Origin of the sequence: Kitasatospora sp. NPDC004799 (genome assembly GCF_040609095.1) — a bacterium.
Taxonomy (GTDB): Bacteria; Actinomycetota; Actinomycetes; order Streptomycetales; family Streptomycetaceae; genus Kitasatospora.
In genome coordinates this window covers 1-10,479 of sequence record NZ_JBEXJK010000288.1, presented here as the reverse complement: position 1 = coordinate 10,479, position 10,479 = coordinate 1, and the positions used below count along the sequence as shown (strand labels likewise).

The window sequence follows — 10,479 nt, the reverse complement described above, 5'->3', positions numbered from 1 at the left end:
TCCGCCGCGCACCCGTCAGCCCTCGCCGGCGTCCGGCCCCGGGACGCGGGCGGCCGGGCAGGCGCTGCGCAGCGGCCTCCGCCGGCCCGCGGGGTGTGACGCCCCGCCCTCGTCCCCTGGGGGTCAGGGGGTCGGGTGGCGCAGGGCGACGGCGGTGCGGACGGTGGTGGCCTGGTGGGCGGCCTGGTGGGCGACGGGGAGCCAGACGGGGTCGAAGCGCTGCTGGTACTGGGCGCACCAGTCGCGCAGGAGGTGGTCGAGGCGGGCGGCCTCGCGGGCGGCCGGGGCGCCGGCGACGCGGACGGCGCGGCGCAGCAGGGCGGCGGCGCGGACCGGGACGCGGTGGGCCCACAGGTCGATGCCGGTGAGGCGGGCGCGGGTGATCGGGGTGCGCAGGAGGTCCGCTCCGCGCAGTTCCGGGTCCCATTCGTCGGCGAGTTGGTGCAGGGCGGCGAGCGGGGTGCGGGCGGCGCGCAGCAGGGGGGTGTCGGGGTTGCGCACGTGGGGCAGGGCGCCGTCGAGGAGTGCGGTGAGGAGGGTGGCGCGGTGGCGCAGGCGGGCGGCGCAGGTGCTCAGGTACCGGCGGACGTCGTCGGCGGGGCGGGTGTCGCCGAGGTGGGCGCTGGTGAAGGCGGGGACTTCGACGAGGACGGTCTCGCCGCCGTGGCGTTGCGGGGCGAACCAGGTGCCGGTCCGGTGGCCGCCGTCCCGGTCGGGGGTGAGCATGCCGGTGGTGGTCTCCTGGTGGTCGATGTGGTGGGGGGCCATGAGGTAGAGGCCGGGGGCGGATTCGTGCAGGTGGAAGGTGTCGAAGGCGCCGGTTTCGACGGGGATGCCGTGGTAGGCGGCGGAGCGGGCGAAGGGGTGGGCGAGGGCGGTGGGGTCGCTGGTGGCCTGGACGAAGGTGCCGCCGACGTCGGTGCTGTGCAGGGAGAACTGGAGGGTGGGGCGCAGTTCGTCGACGAGGTCGAGGAGGGCGCGGCTCTCGGGGAGGTCGGAGTCGATGGCGGGGGCCCATTCGGGCTGGTCCTCGGCGGCGGGGCGGAAGTAGTGGTCGTAGTAGGCGCGCAGGGTGCGGGCGGTGCGGCTGCCGTCGGCGAGGTGGGCGCCGTCGGGGTCGAGGCAGAGCAGGAAGTGCCAGGTGAGGCCTGGGTGCGGGTGGGTGAGGGCGTGGTGGGCGAGGTGGAGGGTGGTGGCGCGGCCGGCGAACTCGTCGGCGTGGGCGCCGGCGACGACGAGCAGGTCGTGCGGGCCGTGGCCGACGGTGAGCAGGGTCAGGGGCCGGCCGGCGCGGGAGGTGCCGATGGTGCGCACCCGGCACAGGTCCGGTCGCTGGGCGGCCAACTGGTGGGCGGTGGTGGTGAGTTCGTCGAGGCTGGGGTAGTGGTCGTGGAGTCGGGCGGCGTCGGCCGCGGGGGTCGTCGTGTCGGTCACCTTCGGTTTCCTCCCCTGGTGGTCGTGGCAGTAGTTGTACCTGTCGCGCGCGGGCGCGGGCCGGGGAGGTACGGACCGGGGAGGTGCGGGCCGGGCCCGTCCGGCGCGGGGGGCTCGGACGGGCCCGGCAGCCGGGCGGTGCCGTCCCAGTCGTCGGGGTCGGCGACGGTGACGACGCCGAGGGCGCGGGTGAAGTCGCCGAGGTCCTGTCCGGCGAGTGAATGTGGGAGTCAGGCCGGCCCTGGTCTGGGCTTCTGCGGCTTCCGGTGCCTTCCGGTACCTGGCCCGAGCAGCTTGGGGGCCGGGCCGGTCACCGGGGGCTCCTGGCCTCCGGGGAACAGGAGGCGCTGGGCCTCTGCGCGGTTGGACGCCACCGCGTGGAACTCCCACAGGTGTCCGTTCCACCGTTCGATGGCCCTGGGCGCGTCCGGGTTCAGGTGCGCGCCCCTGGGTCCATGCTCAGGGGTGATGGGTACGGCGCGAAGTTCTCCGATCTTCGCGTCACGGCGCTCCGCCCATTCCGACAGCGGCTCGTCGTCCATCCTCGTGTTCCTCACGTTGGGGCCGGTGCCAGGGTACTGGGGGCGGCCCGGGGTGCGCGCGGTGCTCAGACGATGCGGTGTTCCCATCGGAGTTCGGGGTCGTCCCCGATCCAGTACGTGTGAGTCCTCTCGGTGATCCGGAGCTGCACGGCGGTGATGTCCGGGCTGCCGGCTGCCTGCCAGGCGAGGAGTGCCCGCTCGATGACGTCCCACAGGGCGAGGGGGCCTCCCTGGCGGACGGTCCACGTTTCGCCTTCGGCGATGAACTCGGCGAAGGACTCGCGATCCGGGTCGAAGAGGTGGAGAAGCTGTGCGCCGTCGTCCGTCGTGGCCCGGACGAGCTGAGCGCCGGGGGAGGCCAGCTGGGCGATGAAGGCCGGCATCCACTCGCCGAGGATCGTCGGCGGCACCTCGGCGGGCCGCTCGCTGTCGGGGTAGGCGGTGCGGGCGGACAGATCACCGGCGATCGGCACGGCGGCCTGGGACCGGGCCTGCATGAACGAGGAGCGGTCGACGATGCGGCCCTCGGCGGTGCCGTCGTCACTGACGACGACCTTGGCCAGGCCGGTTCCGTAGCCCCAGGAACCGACCGTCGTGAGGACGATCCCGCCCGGCTTGGTCTGGCGAATCCAGGTGTAGGGGATGCGGCTGACGGCGCAGGTGGCGATCACGCGATCGTACGGAGCGCGGCGCGGGTGCCCGAGGAGGCCGTCCCCGGTGACGGTCCAGGTGGAGAAGCCGACCGCTTCCAGCGCCGCGTCGGCGCGGGCCGCGACGTCCGGGTCCACCTCGACCGTCGTCACGTTGTCCTCGCCCAGGCGGTGACACATCAGGGCGGAGGAGTAGCCCGTGCCGGTGCCGATCTCAAGCACCCGGTGCCCGTCCTCCACGTCCAGGCGCTCGATCATGTCGACCACGGTGACGGGCATGGTGGACGACGACGTGGGCGAGCCGGTGACGGGCGCGGGCGACTGGTCGGCGGTCAGGTGGCCGTCGAGCTGGGTGGTCAGCGACTCGTCGCTGTAGGCGATCTCCGCCCATTCAGCCGGGTCGGTGCCCAGCGCGGTGGCGGGCCGCCAGCGGCCGCCCTCCATCGGCAGGAAGACCCCGGGGTTCAGGAACTCCTCGCGCGGGACGGCCTCGACGGCCGCGCGCCACTTCGGGGTCTTCAGGACGCCGGCCTTCTCCAGTCGGTCGGCGAGGGCACGCCGATGGGTCGCGGTGTCGGTCATGCGGTCTCTCCTCGTGTCAGCAGATCAGCGAATGCGGCGGACATCTCCAGACCGGTTTCCTGCTCCAGCCAGCCCCATTGGCCGTTCGGGTTCAGCTCCAGCCACCAGTAGTCGCCGGCCCGGTCGACGGCGAGGTCGAACGACCCCGAGGCCAGCCCGAAGTGGTCCAGGACGCCGTGGAGCGCCTTGTTCAGCGGGGCGGGCAGGTCCACCACCGTGTAGGAGAGCGCGGAGTAGTCCCTGCGCCAGTCCAGGAGGTCGCAGTCGATCCGCACGGCGAACGTGCGCCGGCCGACCATCAGCACGCGTACGTCGGCCGCCTTGTCGATGCGGGCCTGGAAGAGGTGCGGCGTCACCCGCACACTGTCATCGAGCTCGTCCGCGCGGACCGGTTCCGCCCATCCGGTGAGCTGCACGCCGTCGCGCTCATAGAGCGTCCACCGCAGGGTCTTGAAGATCACCTGGTCGTGGGCGGTGATGAACTGCCGCGCCTCGTCCGGGTCGTTGGTCACGATGGTCGGCGGCACGGTGAGGCCGAGCCGCTGGGCCGTCGCGAGCTGGGCGGGCTTGTAGTCGGCCGCCGCGTCGTTCACGGGGTGGTTCACCCACAGCGGCCCGTCCAGGGCGTACAGGGTGCCTGCGAGTCCGTAGCGAACCTGAGCGGCGGCGAACCGGGCGTCGTCGTCACCCAGGCCGGAGTTGTGGAAGGTGGGCCAGACGGGGCGGCGCCAGTACACCGCCCGAACGCGGGCCAGGTCAGCGATCCTCGACGGGGTACGAGCCTGCCCGACCACGGGGGCCGGGCAGGTTCCGAACCGAGCCGAGACCGTCAGCTCCCCGCCGATATCGGCGGGGTTGAACCTGACCACCGGCACATCACGCCGGTTCAGCTCCGTGATCACCATGTCAGCGGTAACGTCCTCCGCTTCGGTGACCACGAGAACCGGCCTCTCCTCGGTCGTCGGCATCAGTCCTGGGCGCTGTCCTGGTCGTGGCCCTGGTCGTTCTTCGAGTCCTGATTCGTGGTGGTGTTGGTCTCGGTCCCCTTGCTGGTGCCGTGCTTGCCCATCTCGACCACCAGGCCGGACCGGTCGCGGAACACGCCGAGCTGCGTCGGCCCGTCGATGCTGACCGAGGTGTACGGGAGGCGGGTGGCGGTCGGGTACGGCGCGAGGCGGCCGGCACCCCACGGGCGGACGGTCGTGGTGAGCTGTGCTTCGGTGATGGACACGAATACTCCTCACAGTGCGTTGATGCAGCTCGGCCACATGGCCGAGCCGGTGGTGCACGCTGCCAACGGTGCGTTGGCGATTCCTGGCGTGAAGGCCAGGAGAACCCGGCCCAGCGGAGGGCCTGCGGGGATCTCGGTCCGCTTGGGCTTCGTGGGTTGAGCCGGGTCCCTGTAGACGCGCTTCGCCGTACGTCGCTTCGGAGCCGCCACCGAGGGCTTCTCGGACTGCCCGGACTGTCTTTCCATGGCGACGCTCCCTCTCCGCCTCAGGACGCCTGGTGACGTTCAAAGACGGTAGGGAGCAGCGGGGCGCGCGGTCGATGAACTTGCTTGAGCTTGCTCGCATTCACCCGAGCGCGTTGATGGCTCCAGTGATGAGTGCTCTCGCCTCAGCACCGTAGACAGCGATGCTGGCCAGCTCGGAGAAGGCCTGGCCGTAGTCGGAAATCTCGGCCGGTTGGGTGATGGTGAGGTGCGCGGAGACGAGCTCGACGTTCACCTGTGCGTCGTCGTAGACGGTGAAGGACTCAACCGGCCAGCCGGCACCTCTGGTCGAACCGAGGGGAATCACCCCAAGACTCACCGACGGGAGGGAGCTGACGGTGATGAGATGGCCGAGTTGACCGACGAGGATGTCCGGAGTGCCGATGACGGTCCGCAGCACCCACTCCTCGATCAGAATGGCGAACCGGTGATCTCCTGTGTGCAGGACCTTCTGCCGCTCCATTCGCACGGCGACGGCGTCGTCCACATCGTTGGGGGTGCCGCGCAACGAAACGATCGTGGCCAGTACTTCGCGTGTGTAGGCCGCGGTCTGGAGCAGGCCGGGGATGACCCACGATTGGTACATCCGGAACCGTCGGGTGCGCTCGAACAGCGGGCGCACGGACTCCTGAGCCCGTTTGAGGCCTGCGCGCTCAAGACGCCGCCACTCGACGTACATTCCCTCGATGTTCCGAGCCGTCGCGATGAGGTCTGCTGCCTGATCCGGGACGCCGCAGATGGCGGTCCAGGCACGCAGGTCGGCCTCTGAGGGCATCACCCGGCCGCTCTGGATCTTGGAGCATTTCGATTCGTGCCACCCAGCAGCTTCGGCCAGCGCCCGCGCGCTGAGTCCGGAGTCTCGCCGGATATCGCGCAGACGCCGGCCGAGGGCCTGCTTGGCTTGCTGAACACTGGACGACGCGGCCACGATCAGCGCAGCCGGAAGTCCTCGTGCGGGACCGCCCGTTCCCAGACGGCCTCGAAAGCGGAGGTGCAGAGCTTCACGGTCTGCGCATCAGTGGTGACCTCGTCGTCCACGAAGTCGCCGTCGCCGCTGAAGTGATGAACCAGGAGAAGCTCTCCGTCGATCAACCAGAAGTCGTTGCCCGGAAGTGCCAGGCCGGTCGCCTGCCGACGGGGAAGCCACCTGACCTGCTCACCGGAGGCGACGTTCCGGAACGTGATCTCGTGCTCGAACCGGATGTACTCGCTCACCGGTTCCGAGACGACCCGCGCGCGCAGCACCTCGACGCCGCGGCTCGTGGTCTCCTCGATGAGCTGCGACCAGGGGCTCCACCACGACGGGCGGTCGGCAGGGTCGTCGCGCTGTCCGCTGAGCCAGCGGAGGAACAGGGGGTCGTCCCGCATGTATCCGTCGCGCATCTCCAGATGGAGAGCCGAGCGGGTACAGGTCCGCAGCAGCTCCTCAAGCGATGGGACCGCCGCCACCGTTCACCTCCGGGAAGAACTGCATCATGCGCCTGGGGAATTCGATCACCGTCTCGTTCCCGGGGATGTCCATCTGTGCGAGACGTTCCGAGTCGAGCACCTTCCAGCCCTGGAGGACGTAGTTGCCCGTCGCGTCGTCGAAGTAGACCGTCGGGGACTTGCCTTCGGGACTGTTGGGGTCCTGTCCGAGCTTGTGCAGTGCCATGGTGGCCTCCTGGCAGGTCGGAGTCGATCGCCTTGGACGATCTTGCCGAACAAGTCGCCGTTCGCACCATGAACTTGCTCGAACTTGCTCGCTCCGGCTCGGCAGGCGCGGACCGGGGAGGTGCGGGCCGGGCCCGTCCGGCGCGGGGGCGCGGACGGGCCCGGGGGCCGGACGGTGGGGCGTCAGTCGGTGAGGGGGCGGGTGTCGAGGCGGATGTGGTCGACGGCCCAGTACCAGTTGTTGCCGGCGTCGTACATGCGGAACCGGAGGGTGACCGCGCGGGCGCCGGCGGGGACGGCGAAGCTGCGGGTGATCCGGGTGTTCTGGGCGTCCTTGCCGGCGTTGTCGGTGCCGGTGGCGTCGGGGCCGTAGGCGAGCAGGCGGGTCTCGGTGCCGTTGTCGAAGACGGCGGTGACGGAGGCCTTCTGCGGGGCCTCCTGGCGGTAGTGGGAGTCGAAGGCGAGGTGGAGGGTGGTGGCGCCGGCCGGGAGGGCGACGGCGGGCGAGACCAGGGTGGAGTCGAAGACGCCCTTGCGGGAGGGGGAGCCGGTGTCGTCCCAGTCGTCGGGGTCGGCGACGGCGACGACGCCCAGGGCGCGGGTGAAGTTGCCGCGGTCCTGTCCGGCGGGGACGGACCACTCGCGCTTGGTGTGGAAGGTCCAGCCCTGGAGGCGGGGGGTGCCCTGGGGCATGGCGGGGGCGTTGACCACCGTCCAGCCGGTGGGGGCCTGGGCGGTCCAGCCGAGGACGCCGGCCTGCGGCTGGAGGGCGCCGGCCAGGGATTCGAAGTCCTCGTCGAGGAGGTGGCCGGTCATCACCGGGGCGGGGCGGGCGGCGAGTTCGCCGTCGGCGAGGGCGAAGCGGCCGTCGGCCTGGGCGCGGGCGGTGACCAGCAGGCGGTGGGTGGCGGCGGCGGGCAGTCGGGCGGGCGGGGTGAGCTGCCAGACGGCGGTGGCGCGGGCGCCGGCGGCGAGCTTCTCGGGCGGGGCGGTGACGGTGGTGGCGCTCCAGCCGGGCGGCAGCAGCGGCTGGGCCTCCAGGCGGGTGAGGGCGGTGGTGGCGGTGAGGGTGGCGGTGACGGTGGCGGGGCGGCCGGGCAGCAGGACGGGTTCGTCGATGGTGGCGGAGGCGGCGCCGAGGGCGAGGTCGACGGTGAGCGGGTCGGCGAGGCCGAGGGCCGGGTCGGTGACGGTGCGGTCGTCCCAGGGGAAGCGGCCGGCGATGCGGCGGCGGAAGGCGAGGTCGTCCTGGACGGTGACGGCGACGTCGTACCAGCCCTCGGGGCCGACGGCGAGGTTGACGGTGCGGTCGTCGCCGGGGCCGACGCGCACCTCGCGCAGGCCGTCGCCGTAGGCGAGGTCGCCGACCAGGAAGGTCCGGGCGGTGCGGGAGCGGTTGATGACGTCGACCTCCAGCACCTTGCCGTCGCGCTCCTCGGAGAGCGAGACCTCGTACGCGGAGGCGGTGTCGCCGCGCAGGTGCCACAAGGCGCCGTTGGGGCCGTGGACGCGCAGGTCGTAGCCGGCCGGGCCGACCTTCCAGACGTCGGACAGGCGGCTCCTGGCGGCGACGGTGTAGTGCCGGGGGGCTTCGCCGGGGGCGGGGTAGACGGCGAACACGGCGCCCTGGCGGCCCTGGTTGACGAGGTCGAGGGTCAGTTCGTCGCCCTTGAGCCGGGGCTTGACCTGCAGGTCGTAGGGGGCGGGGCGGGCGGAGCGGGTGCCGCGCTGCTGCTGGGGGAAGGTCTGCGGGCTGGGGACGGTGGGGGCGGGGAGCTTGCCGGTGTCGACGACCTTCTGGCGGTTGCCGCTGGTGTCGGGCAGCTGCGGCCAGGCGGGGTTGCGGCCGGAGAAGTCGAAGACGTTCGTCAGGTCGCCGCAGACGGCGCGCCGCCAGGAGCTGATGTTGGGTTCCTGGACGCCGAAGCGCTGTTCCAGGAAGCGCAGCACGGAGGTGTGGTCGTAGACGGTGGAGTCGACGACGCCGCCGCGGGTCCACGGTGAGACGACGACCATCGGCACGCGCACGCCCAGGCCCATCGGGTAGGGGCCGGAGACGAGGGTCTCGCCGGCCGGGAGGGTGGCGGACCAGGCGAGGGTGCCGTCGGCGGCCTTCACCCGGTACCTGCCGTCCTGGTCCACGACGCGGTGGTAGGTGGCGGAGCCCTTGGCGACGCGGACGACGACCTCGCCGTCGACCGGGACGTTGGACCTGCCCCGCCCGGCGGCCAGGGGCGGGACGGGCGGCAGCTGGTGGTCGAAGAAGCCGCCGTGCTCGTCGTAGTTGAGGATGAAGACGGTCTTCTGGAACACCTCGGGCTTGGCGGCGAGGGCGGACAGCAGCCGGGCGGTGAGGTGCTCGCCGTTCGGCGGCGCGTAGTTGGCGTGCTCGGACAGGGCGGCGGGGGCGACGATCCAGGAGACCTGCGGGAGGCGGTCGGCCTGGACGTCGGCGGTGAAGGCCTCGACCAGGGCGTCGCCCATGGCGAAGGGGTCGTTCTTCTTGGCCGGGTCGCCGACGGCGCGCAGGCCGCGCTCGTACAGCGGTTCGCCGGGCTTGGCCTTGACGAAGGGGGCGAACCAGGCGAGGGCGTTGTCGTCGAAGTTGTCGAGGGCCTGGTAGGTCTTCCAGCTGACGCCGGCCTGCTCCAGGCGCTCGGCGTAGGTGGTCCACTCGTAGCCGCCGGGGATCTCGGTGTTGTCGGTCACCGGGGTGTCGCGGACGGTGCCGCCGCTGGTGCCGGTCATCAGGTGGTCGCGGTTGGTGTTGGTGTTGCACTGCACGGAGGCGTAGTAGGCGTCGCAGACCGTGAACACCGAGGCGAGGGCGTGGTAGAAGGGCATGTCGGCGCTCTCGTAGTAGCCCTGGCCGAGCCAGCCGGAGGAGCGGCGGGTGACGGAGCCGTCGGCGCGGCCCTCGTTCCAGGCGTTCATCGAGTCGCCGTAGCCGAAGGCGGGCGCGCCCTGCTGGTAGGCGTTGGTGTGGGCGGCGTTCATCGCGAAGGGCAGCAGGTAGCCCTCCTTGCGGCTGGGGTCGGGCTGGTGGAACACCGAGCGGCCGTCGACGCCGCGGACGGCGGTGCGGTCGCCGAAGCCGCGGACGCCGGCGAGGGTGCCGAAGTAGTGGTCGAAGGCTCGGTTCTCCTGCATGAACACCACGACGTGCTGGATGTCGGCCAGCCGTCCGGGGCGGGCCGGGGCGGCGAGCGCCTGCCGGACGCTGAGCGGGAGGGCGGACAGCACCGCGGCCGCGGCCGCGCCGCCGAGGACGCTGCGGCGCGACAGTTCGGGCATCGGCTTCATGGGGGTGGGGCTCCTTGCTGACGGACCGCGGGGCCCCGGTACGGGGGCCGGGCCGGGCGGTTCGGACCTGACCCGTCAGGTTCTACGAGACCGAGGTGGACGCGGCCGTGGTGTCCGATGACGGGCCGGTGACCGGCAGGAGGCTCCGAGCTGTACAGACAACTTGACGTCAGTTGATCAAGGAATCGCGGGCCTGTCGCAGGGCCGGCCAGTGGTCGGCCGACGGTCCGCCGGCGGTCAGCCGCCGGTCAGCCGGTGGGCGTCGAACTCGGCCCAGATGGCCTTGCCCCGCTCGTGCGGCTCGGCGCCCCAGCGGTCGGCGGTGCGCTGCACGATGAACAGGCCGTGGCCGCCGGGCAGGGCCGGCTCGTGCGGCAGGCACAGGACGGGCAGGGCCGGGCTGCGGTCGCTGACCGCCACCCGCAGGCGCGTGCCGGTGGCGTCCAGGACCAGCTCCAACGGGCCGTCACCGTGCAGCATCGCGTTGGCCACCAGCTCCGCCACCAGCAGCACCACGTCCGCGCCGACGCCCTCGCGGGGGTCGGCGGGCGGGAACCAGTCGCCGACGGCCTCGGCGGTGAAGGCCCGGGCCCGGGCGACCGGCTTGGCCAGCCCCGCCAGGGGCAGCCGTCTGCGCTGGCCGCCGGGCGGCAGCGCCGGCCCGGCCCGGTGCGCGTCGCCGTCCAGGGTTCCCCGGCTCATCGTCATGTGAGGGCACCCTTCGGATCGACGGCGGTTCGCATGGTCGGTTTCCCGGCTCTCCTACGCCTGGTACCTCTGGCACTGGCCGGTGCTGACCATCGCCCAGGCCCGGTACGGC

General features: G+C 72.2%; 10 protein-coding genes. All 10 read right to left on the bottom strand.

The features are described 5' to 3' along the window. Positions 1–123: 123 nt before the first annotated feature. Positions 124–1,434: a M14 family zinc carboxypeptidase gene (locus ABZW03_RS28970; RefSeq protein WP_355264487.1), complete on the bottom strand. Its 1,311-nt coding sequence runs from the start codon at positions 1,432–1,434 to the stop codon at positions 124–126. Between the two features lie 230 nt (positions 1,435–1,664). Continuing rightward, complete coding sequence (locus tag ABZW03_RS28965; RefSeq protein ID WP_355264484.1) at positions 1,665–1,976, bottom strand: DUF6087 family protein; 312 nt, start codon at positions 1,974–1,976, stop codon at positions 1,665–1,667. A gap of 65 nt (positions 1,977–2,041) precedes the next feature. Next, positions 2,042–3,208, bottom strand: coding sequence for an ATP-grasp peptide maturase system methyltransferase (gene tgmC / locus ABZW03_RS28960; protein WP_355264482.1), 1,167 nt, complete (start codon positions 3,206–3,208; stop codon positions 2,042–2,044). Beyond that, positions 3,205–4,176, bottom strand: coding sequence for an ATP-grasp ribosomal peptide maturase (tgmB, locus tag ABZW03_RS28955; protein ID WP_355264479.1), 972 nt, complete (start codon positions 4,174–4,176; stop codon positions 3,205–3,207). Before tgmB ends, tgmC begins: the two co-directional genes overlap by 4 nt. Then, positions 4,176–4,439 carry a putative ATP-grasp-modified RiPP gene (gene tgmA, locus ABZW03_RS28950; RefSeq protein WP_355264476.1) on the bottom strand — a complete coding sequence of 88 codons (264 nt, stop codon included), beginning with the start codon at positions 4,437–4,439 and terminating at the stop codon, positions 4,176–4,178. Before tgmA ends, tgmB begins: the two co-directional genes overlap by 1 nt. A gap of 346 nt (positions 4,440–4,785) precedes the next feature. After that, the gene (locus tag ABZW03_RS28945) at positions 4,786–5,637 is read right to left on the bottom strand and encodes a helix-turn-helix transcriptional regulator (protein ID WP_355264490.1); all 852 of its coding nucleotides are present in this window, start codon (positions 5,635–5,637) and stop codon (positions 4,786–4,788) included. Further along, positions 5,634–6,152, bottom strand: coding sequence for a DUF6879 family protein (locus ABZW03_RS28940; protein WP_355264474.1), 519 nt, complete (start codon positions 6,150–6,152; stop codon positions 5,634–5,636). The genes ABZW03_RS28945 and ABZW03_RS28940 overlap by 4 nt, the downstream gene beginning before the upstream one ends. Then, positions 6,130–6,357 (bottom strand): hypothetical protein, encoded by a 228-nt coding sequence (locus ABZW03_RS28935; RefSeq protein WP_355264471.1) that lies wholly within the window; start codon positions 6,355–6,357, stop codon positions 6,130–6,132. Before ABZW03_RS28935 ends, ABZW03_RS28940 begins: the two co-directional genes overlap by 23 nt. Before the next feature lie 182 nt (positions 6,358–6,539). Next, positions 6,540–9,659 (bottom strand): phosphocholine-specific phospholipase C, encoded by a 3,120-nt coding sequence (locus ABZW03_RS28930; RefSeq protein WP_355264468.1) that lies wholly within the window; start codon positions 9,657–9,659, stop codon positions 6,540–6,542. 237 nt (positions 9,660–9,896) lie between these two features. Continuing rightward, entirely contained in the window at positions 9,897–10,367 is a 471-nt protein-coding gene (locus ABZW03_RS28925; protein ID WP_355264465.1) for an ATP-binding protein, read from the bottom strand. Positions 10,368–10,479 lie beyond the last annotated feature (112 nt).